At 74.9% G+C, this 16866-nt stretch carries 13 protein-coding genes; 2 read left to right on the top strand and 11 right to left on the bottom strand.

Annotated features, from left to right (window positions below; translation table 11 throughout):
* Positions 1-14: 14 nt before the first annotated feature.
* From ABRQ22_RS00360 to ABRQ22_RS00310, 11 genes are all read right to left on the bottom strand, one after another.
* Positions 15-2534 (bottom strand): alpha/beta hydrolase-fold protein, encoded by a 2520-nt coding sequence (locus ABRQ22_RS00360; protein WP_353708180.1) that lies wholly within the window; start codon positions 2532-2534, stop codon positions 15-17.
* 152 nt (positions 2535-2686) lie between these two features.
* Entirely contained in the window at positions 2687-3496 is an 810-nt protein-coding gene (locus ABRQ22_RS00355; protein ID WP_353708179.1) for a CoA ester lyase, read from the bottom strand.
* A gap of 74 nt (positions 3497-3570) precedes the next feature.
* Positions 3571-4791, bottom strand: a complete 1221-nt coding sequence (locus ABRQ22_RS00350) for a CoA transferase (RefSeq protein WP_253054470.1) — start codon at positions 4789-4791, stop codon at positions 3571-3573.
* Entirely contained in the window at positions 4788-6866 is a 2079-nt protein-coding gene (locus ABRQ22_RS00345; RefSeq protein WP_353708178.1) for an SUMF1/EgtB/PvdO family nonheme iron enzyme, read from the bottom strand. Before ABRQ22_RS00345 ends, ABRQ22_RS00350 begins: the two co-directional genes overlap by 4 nt.
* A gap of 53 nt (positions 6867-6919) precedes the next feature.
* Entirely contained in the window at positions 6920-7972 is a 1053-nt protein-coding gene (locus ABRQ22_RS00340) for a ribokinase (RefSeq protein ID WP_353708177.1), read from the bottom strand.
* A complete protein-coding gene (locus ABRQ22_RS00335; protein ID WP_353708176.1) occupies positions 7969-9468 on the bottom strand; it encodes an ADP-ribosylglycohydrolase family protein in 1500 nt (499 codons plus the stop codon). Before ABRQ22_RS00335 ends, ABRQ22_RS00340 begins: the two co-directional genes overlap by 4 nt.
* Positions 9465-10670 carry an ADP-ribosylglycohydrolase family protein gene (locus tag ABRQ22_RS00330; protein WP_353708175.1) on the bottom strand — a complete coding sequence of 402 codons (1206 nt, stop codon included), beginning with the start codon at positions 10668-10670 and terminating at the stop codon, positions 9465-9467. Before ABRQ22_RS00330 ends, ABRQ22_RS00335 begins: the two co-directional genes overlap by 4 nt.
* A 137-nt stretch (positions 10671-10807) precedes the next feature.
* Positions 10808-12097: a sugar ABC transporter substrate-binding protein gene (locus ABRQ22_RS00325; protein WP_353708174.1), complete on the bottom strand. Its 1290-nt coding sequence runs from the start codon at positions 12095-12097 to the stop codon at positions 10808-10810.
* Between the two features lie 42 nt (positions 12098-12139).
* Entirely contained in the window at positions 12140-12967 is an 828-nt protein-coding gene (locus ABRQ22_RS00320; RefSeq protein ID WP_353708173.1) for a carbohydrate ABC transporter permease, read from the bottom strand.
* 3 nt (positions 12968-12970) lie between these two features.
* Positions 12971-13933 (bottom strand): sugar ABC transporter permease, encoded by a 963-nt coding sequence (locus tag ABRQ22_RS00315; RefSeq protein WP_052877368.1) that lies wholly within the window; start codon positions 13931-13933, stop codon positions 12971-12973.
* On the bottom strand, positions 13930-15030 hold the full coding sequence (locus tag ABRQ22_RS00310) for a LacI family DNA-binding transcriptional regulator (RefSeq protein WP_253054490.1): 1101 nt from the start codon (positions 15028-15030) through the stop codon (positions 13930-13932). Before ABRQ22_RS00310 ends, ABRQ22_RS00315 begins: the two co-directional genes overlap by 4 nt.
* A 265-nt stretch (positions 15031-15295) precedes the next feature.
* On the opposite strand from ABRQ22_RS00310, the gene ABRQ22_RS00305 reads away from it, so the two are divergent.
* Positions 15296-16276, top strand: a complete 981-nt coding sequence (locus tag ABRQ22_RS00305) for a glycoside hydrolase family 19 protein (RefSeq protein ID WP_353708172.1) — start codon at positions 15296-15298, stop codon at positions 16274-16276.
* A 100-nt stretch (positions 16277-16376) separates the two neighbouring features.
* Positions 16377-16820, top strand: coding sequence for a YchJ family metal-binding protein (locus tag ABRQ22_RS00300; protein ID WP_253054494.1), 444 nt, complete (start codon positions 16377-16379; stop codon positions 16818-16820).
* Positions 16821-16866 lie beyond the last annotated feature (46 nt).

The following is a 16866-nucleotide window of genomic DNA, read 5'->3' as shown; positions in this document are numbered from 1 at the left end:
GGCGGCAGCAGCGGTCAGGCGCAGGCGAGCGCGGCGTACGGGACGACGACGGCGCGGCCGTCCGCGGTCGCGGTCGCCTCGCCCGCGGGGACGGTCGTCGCCCGGACGGGGAACGACTGGTAGGCGTTGGCCGCCGGCGCGACGTCCGCGACGATCCGTGTGCCGTACGGCGTGGCGAGCTCGACGTCGACCGGTGCGTCCGCCGTGCTCGTGGCGCGCACCGCGACGTAGGCCTTCCCGGCCAGGCACCGCGACTCGGCGGTGACGGTCAGCGGCGGCTCGCCCGTGCCGGAGCCCGGTACGACGGCGTCCCACGGCACGCGCGCGACGAACACGTCCGCAGCACCCGCGTTGGTCGTGCCCGCGGGGGCGCCGTACGTGAGCCCGGTGAGCAACGCCGCTCCCTCGCCGGTCGTGCCGGCTGGGTCGTCCGATTCCGGCCCGGAGGCCGGGGCAGGGGCCGCGAACAGGTTCGCGTCGTCCCACTCGTCGGCGCCGTCGCGCTCGCGCGACCCGGTCTGGGTCGCCTCGCCCGGGGTGCCGTCGGCCGCGACGGGGATCGTCACGACGTCGACCCCGCCGACCGCCGTCCCCAGCGCGCCGTACGTCGTGCCGACGACGAGCACGGTGTCGTCCGCGCCGAGGACGCCCGTGACGCCGCGGTCGTCGGTCGACGTGCCGACCTGCGTCGTCCACAGGACCTCGCCCGCGGGGTCAAGCCCCCGCACCACGACGTCGTTGTCCCCGAGGTTGCCGTCCTCGCCGAGACCGCCGCGCGTGTGCCCGACCGCGACGACCGACCCGTCGGACCGCGCCACGAGGCCGTTGACCTGGTCGTTCTCGCTCGTCGCGACGGCGCGCAGCCACTCCTGCTCGCCGTCCGCGCCGTAGCGCGCGACCCAGCCGTCGTTCGCGCCCGCACGCTCGGCCCCGGGCATCCCGCCGCCCGACACCCCGCCCACGGACACCGCGCCGTCGGGCGAGGCCGCGACCGCGAGCGCCTTGTCCTCGCCGGGCCCGCCCACCTGGCGCAGCCACAGCAGCTCGCCCGCCGCGGAGACCCGCCCGACCAGCGCGTCCTTGTCCCCGGCGCTCGGCGCGTCGCCCACGGCACCGCTCGTGTATCCGGCGACGTAGGCGCCGCCCGCGCCGTCGGGCGCGACGGCGTAGAAGCGGTCGGCCGCGCCGGGGTCGCCGGTCTGCAGCGTCCAGGCGCGCTCGCCGTCGGCGGTGACGGCCGCGACGAACCCGTCGTCGCGCGTCGTGCCCGCGTGGGCGCCGTCGAGGTCGCCCTTGGTGTACCCGGCGACGAGCACGCCCCCGTCGGCGCCCGGCACGACGCCGTACGCGCGGTCGTCCGCGGCCGTCGCGACCGCGTGCCGCCAGACCTCGGCACCGTCGGCGTCACGCCGCACGACGACCGTGTCGAGCCCGCCCGCGGGCTCGTACCCGTCCCACGCACCGGCGAGGTTCAGCGCGACGGCGGTCCCGCCGTCGGGCAGGGCCGCGACCCCGCCCGCGCGGTCGTCGCCCGCGGAGCCGAGGAGCTCGGCGTCCCACGGCGCGGCGGGCGTGGTGCGCAGGCGCGCCGAGACGTCGACGACCCCCTCGCGGAACGCGGGCCGCCAGACGTCCCAGTCGTGTCCGCCGTCGAGCACGCGCAGCTCGGCCGTCACGCCCGGGACGCGGCGCGCCTGGTTGTAGAGGCGCGCGGACTCGAAGTCGATGTCGTGCGTGGCCTCGGCGGGGTCGGGGTTGGCCCACTCGTCGTCGCCGACGGCGACGAACAGGTGCACCGGGAGCGCCGGGTCGAGCGCCGCGAGCGCCGTCGGGTACGAGAGCTCGGTGTACCGGTCGGCGTCGAACGGCGCGGTACCGACGCCGTAGCCGCCGTGGTCGCGGGCCGAGGAGTCCGCGGGCGGCTGCGGCACGTAGACGGCGGGGCTCAGCACGATGCCCGCGGAGAACGTGTCCTGGTGGGCGAGCGTGAACCGCAGCGCGCCCGCGCCGCCCATGGAGTAGCCGCCGACGGCGCGCGCCTCGCGGTCCTCGACCGTGCGGTAGGTCGCGTCGACGTGCGCGACGAGGTCGCGCGTGAACGCCGTCTCGACCGCGGTGCCCGCGCCGGCGCCCGTCGCGTCCCCGGTGTACAGCGAGTCGGTGTACCAGGAGCCGCGGTCGTTCCACGGCGCGTCGGGCATGACGACGACCATCGGCTGGATCTCGCCCGCCCCGATGAGCTCGTCGAGGTCGCCCGTGACCTGCTGCCACGCGGCCTGCGTGTCGCCGCGGCCGTGCAGCAGGTAGAGCGTGGGGTACTCCTGCGCGGCGTCGTCGTAGCCGGGCGGCAGGTAGACCGTGTAGTCGATCGGCCCGGCCGCCGAGTCCGCGACCCGCCCCGGCTCGACCGTGCCCTGCTCCGCGGCCGTCGCGGGCAGCGCGAGCCCCAGCCCGCCCAGGCCGACCGCGAGGGCCAGCGCCGTCCCGACCGCCGTCGTCCCGGGCCGCCGGTGCGGCCGTGGTGCTCCGTCCATCGTGTTCTCCTCGTCGAGATCCGTTGATGTGCTGCCCCCTCCCCCCTCCCCCTCCCCCACGCGCCGAACACGACATGAGGGTCGCTATCCGGTCGATATCGACCTTCATGTCGTGGTCGGCGGCGCGCAGGGTCGTGCTCGGCGCCGGGGCGCTAGCCGGCCGGGCGGCGGTCCGCCAGGGCCAGCACGGTGCGCGCGCGCTCGACCATCGCGACGTCGAGGAACGTGCCGTCCGCGAGCGCGACGACGCCCGTGCCCGACGCCGCGGCGTCGCCGACGCGGTCCACCACCTCGTGCGCGCGGGCCACCTCGTCCGGGGTCGGGAGGAACGCGTCGCGGATGGTGTCGAGCTGCGCGGGGTGGATCGCGGTGCGGCCGCAGAACCCGAGCGACCGCCCGGCGCGGCACGACGCCGCGAGCCCGGCGAGGTCGCGCACGTGCGTGAACGCGGACATCGCGGGCGACGGCAGCCCCGCCGCCCGGGCCGCGACGACGACCCGGCTGCGCGCCCACGCGAGCCCGGCCTCGTCGTCGACCCGCAGGTCGGAGCGCAGGTCCGCCTCGCCGAGCCCGAGCGACGCGACCTGCGGCGACGCCGTCGCGAGCTCGAACGCCCGCTCGACGCCGAGCGCCGACTCGACCAGCAGGTGCAGCGCCCGCCCGGGGAGCGCCGCCGCGAGCGCGCGCACCTCGTCGGCGGACTCGACCTTCGGCGCGCGCGCCCCGACGGCGAGCGGGAGCCCGGCGAGGGCCGCGACGTCGGCGGCGTGCCACGGCGTCGCGGGGTGGTTGATCCGCACCTGGACCCCGCGCGCGGCGGCGGCCTCGTCCAGCAGCCCGACGGCGTTCCCCCGCGCCTCGTCCTTGCGCGCCGGCGCGACGGCGTCCTCGAGGTCCACGAGCACGACGTCGGCCGCGGACCCGAGCGCCTTGGCCACCCGGTCGGGCCGGTCCGCGGGCACGTACAGCAAGGTCAGCGGCGGCGCACCGGCCCGGGACGCGCGCCGGTCTCCCGGACCCGGCCGAGCGCCCGCACTCATACCGCGCCCTCCGCCCGGAGCTCCGCGACGCGCTCGGGCGAGAAGCCGAGCTCGCCGAGCACGGCGTCGGTGTCGGCGCCGTGCGCGCGGCCGGTGAAGCGGATGACGCCGTCGTTCTCGGACATCCGGAACAGCGGGCCCTGCATGAGCATCGGCCCGAGCTCGGGGTCCTCGATCTCGTGGATCGTGCCGAGCGCGCGGAACTGCGGGTCGTCGACGATGTCCTGGGCGTCGTAGATCGGCGCGACGGCGGCCTGCGCCTCCTCGAACGCGGCGACGACCTCGTCGCGCGTGCGCTGCGCGATCCAGCCGCCGACGGCCTCGTCGAGCAGGTCGGCGTGCTGCGCGCGCTCGACGCCGCTCGCGAACCACGGCTCGTCGACGATCTCGGGGCGCCCGACGAGGCGCATCACGCGCTCGGCGATGGACTGCGCCGACGTCGACACCGCGACCCACTGCCCGTCGCGCGTGCGGTAGGTGTTGCGCGGCGCGTTGTTCGCGGACCGGTTGCCGGTGCGCGGCTGCACGGTGCGGAGCTGGTCCCAGCGCGTGATCTGCGGCCCGAGCATCGCGAGGATGGGCTCGATGATCGCCGTGTCGACGACCTGCCCGTGCCCGGTGCGCTCGCGCGTGGACAGCGCGACCATGACGGCGAACGCGGTCGCGAGCGACGCGACGCCGTCGGCGAGCCCGAACGGCGGGAGGGTCGGCGGGCCGTCGGGCTCGCCGGTCATCGCGGCGAACCCGCTCATCGCCTCGGCGAGCGTGCCGAACCCGGGGCGGGTGCGGTACGGCCCGACCTGCCCGAACCCGCTCACGCGCGCGAGCACGAGCCGCGGGTTGCGCGCGGACAGCTCGTCGTAGCCGAGGCCCCAGCGCTCGAGCGTGCCGGGCCGGAAGTTCTCGATGACGACGTCCGCCTCGGCGACGAGCGCGAGGAACACCTCGCGGCCGCCGTCGCTCCCGAGGTTCGCGGTGACGGTGCGCTTGTTGCGCCCGAGCGTCTTCCACCACAGGTTCACGCCGTCCTTCGCGGCACCGTGCGTGCGCGACGGGTCGGGCTTCGTGGGGTGCTCGACCTTGACGACGTCGGCGCCCAGGTCGCCGAGGTGCATCGCCGCCATGGGCCCGGCGAACAGCGTCGACGCGTCGACGACGCGCAGGCCCGCGAGCGCGCCCGCGGCCGGGTCGCGCGAGACGCGCGGTGCGTCCGTCATGCCGTCACCTCCTCGGCGGGCTGGTCGGCGGCGAGGTCCCACGCGCAGCGGAACCCGACGGTCGCGCCGCGCGCGAGCCCCAGGCCGGGGACGAGGAGCTTGACGGCGTAGTCGGCCGCGTGGCGCCCGCCCTCGACGTACCAGTCGGAGCCCTCGGCGCGGTGGTCGCTGCCGCCCTTGAGCATGACGAACCGCGTGCGGCCGTCGGAGTGCTCGGAGCCCGTCCAGCTCCACACGGCGGGCTCGCCGCGCGTCCAGCCGGGCTGCTCGGCCGCGAGCTGCCACTCGTCCTCGGTGGGCAGGCGCCCGCCGCGCCACGCGCAGAACGCGCGCGCGTCGTCGAGGTCGACGAACGTCACGGGCTCGCCCTCCGTGCCGGGCGCGGGACGGCCGTCGACCCAGTGCGCGAGGAAGCGGTGCGCGACGGCGGGCGCGTACCCGGTGGCCGCGAGGAACTCCGCGAACTCCGCGTTCGTCACGTCGGGGCCCACCGCCACCGGGGCGGCGAGCTCGCCGTCGCGCTGGAGGGTCCGCGCGTCGTGCAGACGTGGCGGGAGCGGCTTCCACTCGTCCACGTACGGCGCACCCTGGTACATCCCGGTCTCGCGCGCCCGGTACCGGACGGTCAGCACGTACGGCCCCGCGGGCACGACGACGGCCCCCGCCCCGGGCGCACCGCTCGCCCCGGGAGCCGCGACGGTCTCGGCAGCGGGTGCGAGACGCCGCGCGAGGCGGTGCGGGAACCGCGCGTCGGGGTCGTGCGGCGCGGTCTCGTCGAGCGCGGCGACCGCGTCGCGCAGGTGCGGCAGCCAGTCGGGCTCGCCGACGCCGTCCGCCACGCACAGCACCGCGGCGATCCCCCGCCCCGGCACCCGCACGCCCCGCCGAACCCGGGATTCCTCCCCACCGACGGCCCCGGCCGAGGAACGATCCAGGGTTCGGCGGGAGGGGTGGTCGGGCGGGAGGAGGGGGCCGTCGTAGTCGGACTCGCCGCGGTTGACCAGCGTCCACAGGGTCACGCCGTCGAGGTCCCAGCGCGAGGCGTAGACCCCCGCCTCCTCCGCCTCGGGGGCGAGCTCGGTGAGGGGCGTCCACTCGCCGTCGAGCAGCAGCGGTCGCGCCGCGCGCTGGACCGTGACGAGGCGCTTGACCGTCGCGGCGTCGCGCCGCGACCACCCGACCCACACGCCGAACACGACCTCCCACACCATGACGCCCACGCCGTTGAGCCACGCGGACTGGAGCTCCTCGGAGTGGTCGCGGTGCCAGCGGCGCACGTGGTGCTGCATGTGCCGGCGCTCGTACCAGTGCGCGCGCAGCACGCCGGGCACGGGCGAGTCGGCGAAGAACTGCGCCCACGACGACGAGTGGTCCTCGATGCGCTCGACCGGGAGCTTGGACTCGCCCTCCAGGACGATGCCGGGGCGCGCGGCCTCGAGCCGCGCGACGAGCTCCGGCTCGGCCTTCTTCAGCGTGTCGAGGAAGACGCCGTCCGCGCCGAGGTCGCGCACGACGGCCGCGAGCTCGGTGAGGTCGTCGTCGCCACGGCGCGTGCCGACGTCCCACGGGTTGTAGTCGACGAACACGTGCAGGCCCGCGTCGTGGAACGTCCGCACGAGGTCGACGATGCCCGGGACGTCGCGGTAGAAGTCCCACTGGTTGCGGTCGTCGATCCCGATGACGGGGTACGCGTGCCACAGCACCACGGCGTCGAGGCCGCCGAACCGCTCGCGCGCGTCGGCGAGGAACCGCTCCGGCGTGAACCGGTGCTCCTCGAACGAGTACAGCAGCTCGTCCCACAGCCACACCTGCGCGACCGTCGAGCACCCCGCGGCCCACGCCGCGTCCGGGCGGTCGTACGCGGCGCCCGTGTACCCGTGGCGGCGGCGCGCGTCGTCGCGCCACGCGGCGAGGCGCTCGCGCCAGGCCGGGCGGTCGGCGGGGTCGGCCGGGCCGACGAAGATCTTCGCCTCGTCGAGCGCGAGGGACTGCTCGGGCGTGAGCGGCCCGTCGAGCGAGACCTCGGTCGGCAGGTCGATCGGGCGCGGGACCAGCGGGTCGAACGTGTAGGTCATGGTGCCTTTCCCTCGGCGGGCCGGGCCCGCGCTCGGTCGTGCGGTGAACAGGCTCAGGTCGGTCGGGTGAGGCCCTCGGCCCGCCGCGCGAGCGCGACGACGTCCGCCGCGTCGGGCACGGCGTCCTGCGCCCCGGGCCGGGTCACCGCGAGCGCGCCCGCGGCGGCGGCGAGCCGCGCGGCGTCGGGCAGGTCGGCGCCGCGAGCGAGCGCCGCGGCGAGGACACCGCAGAAGGTGTCACCCGCACCCGTCGTGTCGACGGCGTCGACGGCGATCGCGGGGACGAGGGTGAGCAGCTTGCCGCCGGGCAGCCGCTCGAGCACGAGACTGCCCCGGCCGCCGAGCGTCACGACGACGGCCGGCACCCGCTCGATCAGGAGCCCGGCGAGGCCCTCGGGGTCGACGTCGCCCGCCGTCTCCCCCTCGGGACCCGGAGCGCCCTCGACGCCCTGCACGTCTCCGGGAAGTGGCGCCGCACGGAGGTCAGCCCCGGCGAGGTCCGCAGCCTCGTGCTCGTTGACGACGAGCACGTCGATCGCGGCCCAGAGGTCGTCCGGGAGGTCGCGCGACGGCGCCGCGTTGAGGACCAGCAGCGCGCCCGGTCGGCGCGCCGCGGCGGCGGCGCGCACGACGTCGAGCGGGATCTCGAGCTGCGCGAGCACGACGTCCGCGGCGGCGATCCGCTCGGCCTGCGCCGCGCCGACCGTCACGTGCGAGTTCGCACCGGGCGCGACGACGATCGCGTTCTCGCCGTCGGGCGAGACGGTGATGAGCGCGGTGCCCGTCGCGGCGTCCCCGCGCTCGACGAGGTCGGTCCGCACGCCGCCGCGGTCGAGCGACGCGAGCAGCAGGTCGGCCGCGTCGTCGTGCCCGAGCGCGCCGACGAACGTCGTCTCGGCACCGCCCGCGCGCGCCGCGCCGACCGCCTGGTTCGCGCCCTTGCCGCCGGGGTTGCGCCGCAGCTCGCCGCCGAGGATGGTCTCGCCGCCACCGGGGTGCCGCGGCACGTCGACGACCAGGTCGACGTTCGCCGACCCGACGACCACGACCCGTCCCGACCCGCCCGGGACCGTGGCGCCCTGCTCCCCGTCCACCGTCGTGCTCATGCCCGTACCTCCTCCGCGGAACCCTGCACGGCTCCCCCGGCCACCACGACCGGGACCGTCGCGAGCGCGACCGTCCGCGCCGCGAGGTCCACGATCCTCTGCTCGCCACCGGGCAGCGAGGTCGCGATGCGGCCGTCGAGCGGGCGCGTCCACTGCGGGCCGATCCCGTCGACGCCCTGCAGCGCACCCACCACGCCGCCGACCGTCGCGCCGGCGGAGTCGGTGTCCCACCCCGCGGTGACGGCGATCGCGACGCTCGCGCCGAAGTCGCCGCGGCCGTCCGCGCCGCGCCCCGCGGTGAGCGCGTAGGCGATCACCGCGGCGTTGTTGAGCACGTGCACCCAGTGCAGGTCGCCGTACGCGGCGTGGATCGCGTCGAGCCCGGCGCGCACGCCCGCCTCGGACGCGTCGCCGTCGCGGCCCGCGTCCCTGCCGAGCCGGATCGCGGCGGCCAGGCGGCTGCCCGGCGGCACGACGGCGTCCGCCGCGTCGAGCACCTCGTCCACCGTCTCGCAGACCATCGCCGCCGACGCGAGCGCGGCCGCCCACATCGCGCCGTACGCGCCGTTGCGCGTGTGGCTCAGGCGCGCGTCCGTCCACGCGAGGCGCGCGGCCTCGCGCACGTCGCCGGGCGAGACCCAGCCGAGCACGTCCGTGCGGATGAGCGCGCCGATCCACTCGCGGAACGGGTTGTGGTGCGTCGCCGTCTCCGGCACCGGCCGCGCGTCCAGGATGTTGCGGTACGCGGCGCGCTCGGCGGTGAACACGCGGCCCGCGGGCAGCGCGTCGAGCCAGAGCTGCGCGACGTCGTCGGTCGTGAAGCCGCGCCCGTGCCGCTCCAGCAGGGCGAGCGCGAGGATCGGGTAGTTGAGGTCGTCGTCCTCCGGCATCCCGTCGATGTTCTCCTCGAGCGACGTCGGGGCGCTGCGCCGGTTCCACGGCCAGCGCGCGGCGACGTCGTCGGGCAGCCCGACGGCGGTGAACCAGCGGTCGAGGGGCCACCGGCCCGTCGCGCGCAGGATCTCCTCGATCCCGGCGCGCGGGATCTTCTCGACCGGCTTGCCGAGCAGGCAGCCCGCCGCGCGGCCGGTCCAGGCGCCGAGCACGCGGTCGGCGTACGCGGCGTCGGCGGCGGTGGCGGTTCCGGTCGCCGCGCCGGCGGCGAGGCCGTCGGAGGACCCGACGGCGCCCGGGCGGGTCGGCAGGCCGGGCGCCGCCGGGAGCGTGGCGAGGATCGCGTCCCAGTCGTCGGGCTCGTGCGGCGCGGGCGCCGCGGGCAGCGCGTCCAGCTCGACGAGCAGGTCGCGCGCGAGCGTGCGGAGCGCCGGGGTCGCGGGCACCGGTCCGGCACCGCTCACCGCGGGGACGGGGTCCCCGCCCGCAGCGGTCCAGCGCTCGCGCACGTCGACGAGCGCCGCAGGGTCCTTGCCCTCCGCCGTCGCCTGGACGAGCTCGTGCGCGAGGAGGTCCTCGGGCTGGGCCCAGGTGAGCCTCACGCCGGGTCACCCGCCCGCGCGGGCTGCGCCGCGCCGTCGGGCACGCCGGGTCCGCTCCCGTCCACGGACGCGCCGCCGAGCTCGGCGAGCGCGCGCAGGCGCGACGTGGCGCGCTCGCGGTCGGAGCGGAGGATGTCCGCCGCCGCGGACGCCATGAGGCGACCCGTCTCGCGGATGTCCATGCGGCTCGCGTCCTCGATCGCGTCGAGCCACTCGTCCGGCACGACGGCGGTCCCGCCCAGCCCGGCGCACACGGCACCGGCCATGACGGCGATCGAGTCGGCGTCGCGCCCGTAGTTCACGGCGCCGAGCACGGCGCCGCGGAAGTCGCCGCGGTGCCCGAGCACGAACCCGAGCGCGGCGGGCAGCTCCTCGATGGACTTGGTGCGCGACGGGCGCCGCGCGTCCATCGACATCTGCCGGTACGCGGGTCCGACGGAGTCGAACGGCGCGACCGTGTCGCGGATCAGCCGCGCGAGGGCGCGCTCCTCCTCGTCGGTCGTGGGCGCCGTCGTCCAGCCGTCGAAGGCGTCGACGACGGCGCGCAGCGCGGCGGCCGTGCCGTCGTGCGCGACGTCGAGCGCGGCCTGCACGACGTCGTCGACCGTCGCCCCGGGCGCGACGGACGCGGCGACCATGGCCGCGAACACGCCCGCGGCCTCGCGGCCGTAGCTCGACTGGTGCGCGCCCGTGAGGTCGATCGCCTCGGCGTACGCGCCGCGGGGGTCGCCCGCGTTCGCGAGGCCGACGGGCGCGACGTACATCGCCGCGCCGCAGTTGACGACGTTCCCGACGCCCGCCTCGCGCGGGTCGACGTGCCCGTAGTGCAGGCGCGCGACGATCCACTTCTCGGCGAGGAACACGCGCTGGAGCAGCAGCGCGGTCGACTCGAGCTCGGGGATCCACCGCGGCTCGCCGATCATGAGCGGCACGAGGTCCTCGGCCATCGCGTACGCGTCGAGGTGCTCGCGCCGCTTCGCGTACACCTCCACGAGCGCGCGCGTCATGAGGGTGTCGTCCGTGACGTGCCCGTCGCCCTTGTGGTAGGGCGCGATCGGACGCGCGTCCTGCCAGTTCGGGTACCAGGGCTCGACGATCCCCGTCACGCGCCCCCCGTGGCGCTCCTCGATCTGCTCGGGGGTCCAGCCCTCGGTGGCGCCCCCCAGCGCGTCCCCCACCGCCGCTCCGGTGATCACTGCCACCGCTCGGTCGTCCAGCCAGGTCACGGTCCACTCCCTGTCGATCTCTCCTCGGCGCGGGTCGCGCCCGGTGCGACCCGTGGGGGCCGCGGTTCCCGGCGGGGGCGGTCGACCACCGACCGACCCCGCCGCTTGTCCTGCTACTTGGTGATCTCGTCCCAGCCCGACTCGAGCTCGGTCGCGAGCTGGTCGGCGTCGATCTCCTGGGCGAGGAACTTCTGGTACGCGGGCGTCGCGACCGTGTCCTTCCACTGTGCGTACGCGTCGACGAACAGGTACGGCGCGGACGTGAGGAACTGACCGGACGAGAGGATCGTCGACCAGCCGTTCTCGTCGCCGAGCGACGCCGCCATGGCCTCCTGCGCCGACGTCGTCGCCGGGATGAGCGCGTCCGCCTCGTTGAGCGCGGCGAGGTTCTCGGTGTCGGTGAAGAACTCGATGAACTCCGCGGACTCCTCGACGTGCTCGGAGTCGATGTTCACCGACAGGGTCTGCGGGTTGGCGGCCTGCTCGGCGCCGTCGGGACCCTCGAGCGGGGGCAGCACGACCCAGTCGAAGCCCTCGGGCGCGTCGTTGGCGATGTTCGCGGCCTGGAACGAGCCCTGGATCGTCATCGCGACCTGGCCGCCGTAGAACGACGCGAGCGTCTCCGACCCGGACTGCGTGAGGGTCACCGGCAGCACCGTGTTGTCGGTGTGCGCCATCTCGTCGACGAGCTCCGGCAGCGCCATCTCGCCCTCGCCGATGGTGATGCTCGCGTCGGCGCCGGTGCCCTCGAAGTACTGGCCGCCGAACCCGGGAGCCATCGCCATGAACGCGGCCGTCGGGCTCGCGAGCCCCCACCCGAGCCCGTACGCGCCGTCCTTCGTGGTGGCCTTGGCGATCTCGCGCAGCTCGTCCCACGTCATGGTCTCGCCCGTGGGGATCTCGACGCCGGCGGCCTCGAGCATCGTCTTGTTCGCGAACCCCATGTAGGACTGCAGCTCGGTCGGGTACGCGATGACCTGGTCGTCGACGGTCACGGAGTCGAGGATGCCCTCGGGGATGTCGGCGCGCTTCTCGTCGGACATGTACTCCGACAGGTCGGCCAGGTAGCCGTCCACGGCGAAGGGCACGATGCTCGCCGCCTCGTAGTGGATGATGTCCGGCGCGGCGCCGCCGTTGAACTGCGTGATGAGCTTGTCGTAGATGCCGTCCCAGCCCGCGGGCACGATCTCGACCTGGACGTCGGGGTTCGCCTCGTTCCAGTCGGCGACGATCTTCTCGGTCGCCTCGATCGCGGCGGGCTGGTCGGACAGCGACTGGAACTTCAGCGTCACGGGGCCGCCGTCGGTGCCGTCGTCCCCGCTGCCGCCCCCGCTGGAGCAGGACGCGACGAGCAGGGTCGTGATCGTGAGGCATGCGGCGATGGACGCACCACGAGTCTTCATGGTTCTACCTTTCGGGTGGGGGTGGTTCGGGGGTTCATGGGGTCACCCCTTGACGGCGCCGGACAGCAGGCCGCCGGTGAGCTTCTTCTGCATGATCGAGAAGAAGACGATGCTGGGGATGGCCGCGAGCACGGAGCCCGCGGCGAGGGGACCGAGCGCCACCTTGCCCTCGCCGCCGATGAACATCTTCAGCGTGATGGGCAGCGTGTAGTTCTCGGGCGACTGGAGCAGGACGAGCGCGAAGAAGAACTCGTTCCACGAGGAGACGAAGCTGAACATCGCCGTCGCGACGATGCCCGGCATGAGCAGCGGGAAGACGATCGTGCGGAGCACGGTGAACCGGCTCGCGCCGTCCATCGAGCCCGCCTCCTCCAGGTCGACCGGGATCGCGGAGACGTAGCCCTGCATCATCCACAGCGCGAACGGGAGGGTGTACGTGGTGTGGACGAGCGTGAGCCCGACGAGCGAGTCCGTGAGGCCGATGGTCCGCAGGATGAGGAACAGCGGCAGGATGATGAGGATCACCGGGAACACCTGGCTCACGAGGATCCAGCCGACGCCCGCCGCGCGGATCTTGCCGCGCAGGCGCGCGAGCACGTACGACGCCGGCAGCGCGATGACGATGACGAGCATCGTCGAGACGACCGCGACGATCGCGCTGTTCCACGCCGAGCGCACGAGGCCCTGCCGCGAGAGCGCCTGGGAGTAGTTCTCCCAGTGGAAGTCCTGCGGGATCAGGCTCACGGTGAGCGAGTTGAGCTCGCCCGACGACTTGAGCGAGGCCGAGATGAGCCACAGCAGCGGGAAGCCGAGGAAGAGGATGTAGAACGCCAGGGCCACGTACTGGGCCGGGCGGACGAGTGCGCGCACGGGTCAGCTCTCCTTCTCGGAGCGGAACTGCGACCGCAGGTAGATCGCGAGCAGGAGGACGACGACGACCACGAGGACCACGCCCATCGCGGCGGCGTAGCCGATGTTCCGGTTCTTGAACGCCTCCAGGTAGGTGAAGAGCATCGGCAGCATGGTCCGACCGCCCGGCCCGCCCTCGGTGAGCACGTAGACCAGCGAGAACGAGTTGAAGTTCCAGATGAAGTTCAGCGACGTGATGGACGTGATGATCGGCCGCAGGCTGGGGAGCGTCACCGCCGTGAACCGGCGCCACGCGCCCGCACCGTCCATCGCCGCGGCCTCGTGCAGCTCGTCCGGGATCTGCTGGAGCCCGGCGAGCAGCGTCACGGTGGTCTGCGGCATGCCGACCCACACCCCGACGACGATCACCGCGGGCAGCGCGGTGGAGAAGTCCGCGAGCCAGTTGATGTCGTCCGGGAGCCCGAGGGCGCCGAGGAACGCGTTGAGCGGCCCGGCGTTGGGCGAGTAGATCATCTGCCACATGATCGCCACGACGACCGGCGGCATGGCCCACGGGATGAGCGCGAGGACGCGCGTCAGCCCCTGGAGCCGGAGCCCGGAGTTGAGCAGCAGCGCGAGGCCCATCGCCGCGACGAGCTGGAGCAGCGTCACCGAGACGGCCCAGATCATGCCGATGCGGAACGAGTCCCAGAAGAACGAGTTGTCCGCGAGGCGCACGAAGTTGTCGACGCCCACGAACTGGTAGTCCGGGTGGCGCACGAGCCGGGCGTCGGTGAACGCCAGGGCCACGCCCATGACGAGCGGCGCGACGCTCAGCACGAGGATCGGCAGGAGCGACGGCATGACGAGCGCGATCGCCTCGCGCCGCTTGGCGCGCGCCATCCCGCCGGTCCGGCGCGGGGCGCCCCGGTCGGGCCGACGCGCCGCGGCGGCGTGCGGGTCGCCCGCCAGGGTCGGGGCGCTCATCGGCGGTCACCTCCGGTCGTGGCGGCCGTGGCGTCCTGCCCGACGGCGCCGCTCACCCCGCCCTGCGCCCCCGCCTCGGGCGTCGCGGCGGTCGACTCGCGCACGACGAGGCGCGGTCCGACGGCGGTGTGCCGCCCGGCCTGCGCGTCGCCGTCCACGAGGTCGACGACGAGCTCCGCGGCGATCCGCCCGCGCTCGGTCGAGCCGAGCGAGACGCTCGTGAGGCTGGGCTGGAACACCCGCCCGATCTCGGTATCGTCCATGCCGGTCACGGCGACGTCCTCGGGGACCGACAGCCCGCGCTCGCGCACGGCCCGGATCGCGCCGATCGCGAGCAGGTCGTTGGCCGCGACGATCGCGTCGGGGCGGGCGCCGTCGTCGGTCCCGTCGAGGAGCGCGAGCGTGGCCGCGAGGCCCGCCGCGACGGTGAAGTCCGCCGCGACGACGGCGTCGGCACGCTCGCCCGTGAAGTCGTCGGCGCGCGTCGCGGCGTCGAAGCCGCGCTGCCGCGCCTCACCGGGCGTGGTGTCGAGAGGGCCGTTGAGGAACGCGAGGCGGCGGCGGCCGAGGCCGAGCAGGTGACGCACGGCCTCGCCGATGCCGCCCGCCGAGTCGGTGGACACGGAGTCGATGCCGCGGTCGGCCAGGGTGCGGCCGATGACGACGACGGGCACGGGTGCCTGCCGGATCTCCTCGACGAGCTCGTCGTCGGTGCGCAGCGGGCTGAGGATCATCGCGTCGACGAACCCGCTCGACAGGCTGCGCACGAGTTCGACGGTCGACCGCGTGGTGTCCCCCGTCGTCATGACGACCACGCGGTACCCGTGCGGCGCGAGCACCTCGTGGATCGCCGTCATCATCTCGACGTAGACGGGGTTGCCGATGTCGGCGACGGCGAACGCGACCTGGAACGTCTTCTTCAGGCGCAGCGAGCGCCCGATCGCGTCCGGGCTGTAGCCGAGCTCGGTGGCCGCGGCGCGCACCCGCTCGACCATCGCCGGGCTCGCGCCCGTCCCGTGCAGGGCGCGGGAGGTCGAGGCCAGGGAGACCCCGGCCCGCTGTGCCACCTGGATCAGCGTGGCGCGTGATGACGTCACTGTCGTCCACCTCGTCGTCGAAGGACCGTCGCGTTTGGAAACGTTTCCAGATCGGCGACCATGACCGCTCTGGAAACGTTTCCGGATTGCGCACACTCTCGCACCCGCCGAGCCCGGACGTCAACCCCTCGGCACGCCTCGCGCCGAGGACCGGGGCCATGCCTCGCGCCTCCCCTGGGTACGGGGTTCCGCGTACGGGGGTTGTCCACCGTGGCGACGCCCCACCAGGCTCGAACCGACCCGACCATCGACGAAAGGTGCACCGATGCACACCCGAGTTCTGGCGTCGCCCTCCCCCGCGGCGGCCGCCGCGGTCGCCCAGCGCCCCGCGTCCCGTCCCCTTGCCCTGCTCCTCGCCGTCTTCCTCATGCTCGCGGGAGCGCTCTCCTGGGCGGTCGCCGGGCCGGCGCAGCAGGCGCACGCCGCGACCTGCGCCCCCGCGTGGAGCTCCGGCGCCGTCTACCTGGGCGGCGCCGTCGTCTCCCACGGCGGCCAGAACTGGAAGGCCGGCTGGTGGACCCAGGGCGAGACGCCCGGCACCACCGGCGAGTGGGGCGTCTGGCGCTCCCAGGGTGCGTGCGGCGGCGGGACCGACCCGGGCAACCCCGGCAACCCCGGCAACCCGAGCGGCTTCGTCGTCTCCGAGGCCCAGTTCAACCAGATGTTCCCGAACCGGAACGCGTTCTACACGTACCAGGGCCTGGTCGACGCGTTGTCGGCCTACCCGGCCTTCGCGACGACGGGCGGCACCGAGGTCGCCAAGCGCGAGGCTGCGGCGTTCCTCGCCAACGTCGACCACGAGACCGGCGGGCTCGTCTACATCAAGGAGATCAACACCGCGAACTACCCGCACTACTGCGACACCTCGAAGCCGTACGGCTGCCCCGCGGGCCAGAGCGCGTACTACGGCAAGGGTCCGATCCAGCTCAGCTGGAACTACAACTACAAGGCGGCCGGTGACGCGCTCGGCATCGACCTGCTCAACAACCCCTACCTCGTGGAGCAGAGCTCGGCCGTCGCCTGGAAGACGGGCCTGTGGTACTGGAACACGCAGTCCGGGCCGGGCACGATGACCGGCCACCAGGCGATCGTCAACGGCGCCGGCTTCGGCGAGACGATCCGCTCCATCAACGGCTCTCTCGAGTGCAACGGCGGCAACCCGGCGCAGGTGCAGTCGCGCATCGCGGCGTTCCAGCGCTTCGCGCAGATCCTCGGCACGACGACGGGCTCGAACCTGTCCTGCTGACCGTCCGTCCGGCGCAGACGACCGTGGCCCGTCCCGACCCGGGGGCGGGCCACGGTCGCGGACGACGAGCCCCGCCCGAGGCACCGGTAGGTTCGGCGGCATGAGCGCGCACCCGACCGCCGACGGCGTCCGATGCCCCTGCCTGTCCGGCGACGCCTACCCGGCGTGCTGCGGCCGCTACCACGCGGGCCTGCGACCCGGCCCGGACGGCGCGGCACCGGGCCCGCACGCCCCGACCGCGGAGGCGCTCATGCGCTCGCGCTACAGCGCGTTCGCCGTCGGCGACGCCGGCTACCTGCGCGCGACCTGGCACGCGTCCACCCGGCCGGCCGACCTCGACCTCGACGACGACCTCGAGTGGCGCCGCCTCGACGTCCTGCGCACGGAGGCCGGCGGCCCGTTCGACACCACGGGCGTCGTCGAGTTCGCCGCGTACCACCGGTCGCGCACGGACCGCTCCGACCGCGGTCGGCTCCACGAGGTCAGCCGGTTCGTACGCGAGGGCGACCGCTGGTACTACGTCGACGGGGCCCACCCCGCGTAGCCGACCGACCGCGCGCCCGTGGCCCGCCCCCGGGTCGGGACGGGCC

It is taken from the genome of Cellulosimicrobium sp. ES-005, from assembly GCF_040448685.1.
GTDB classification, from domain to species: Bacteria; Actinomycetota; Actinomycetes; order Actinomycetales; family Cellulomonadaceae; genus Cellulosimicrobium; species Cellulosimicrobium cellulans_G.
Note: the sequence above shows the minus strand (reverse complement) of the source record. Positions and strands in the feature narration are given on the sequence as shown.

Coding starts and splice junctions, on each gene's coding strand:
- ABRQ22_RS00300 (WP_253054494.1), top strand. CDS start 16,377: ATGAGCGCGCACCCGACCGCCGACGGCGTCCGATGCCCCTGCCTGTCC.
- ABRQ22_RS00345 (WP_353708178.1), bottom strand. CDS start 6,866: ATGACCTACACGTTCGACCCGCTGGTCCCGCGCCCGATCGACCTGCCG.
- ABRQ22_RS00350 (WP_253054470.1), bottom strand. CDS start 4,791: ATGACGGACGCACCGCGCGTCTCGCGCGACCCGGCCGCGGGCGCGCTC.
- ABRQ22_RS00360 (WP_353708180.1), bottom strand. CDS start 2,534: ATGGACGGAGCACCACGGCCGCACCGGCGGCCCGGGACGACGGCGGTC.
- ABRQ22_RS00305 (WP_353708172.1), top strand. CDS start 15,296: ATGCACACCCGAGTTCTGGCGTCGCCCTCCCCCGCGGCGGCCGCCGCG.
- ABRQ22_RS00340 (WP_353708177.1), bottom strand. CDS start 7,972: ATGAGCACGACGGTGGACGGGGAGCAGGGCGCCACGGTCCCGGGCGGG.
- ABRQ22_RS00325 (WP_353708174.1), bottom strand. CDS start 12,097: ATGAAGACTCGTGGTGCGTCCATCGCCGCATGCCTCACGATCACGACC.
- ABRQ22_RS00315 (WP_052877368.1), bottom strand. CDS start 13,933: ATGAGCGCCCCGACCCTGGCGGGCGACCCGCACGCCGCCGCGGCGCGT.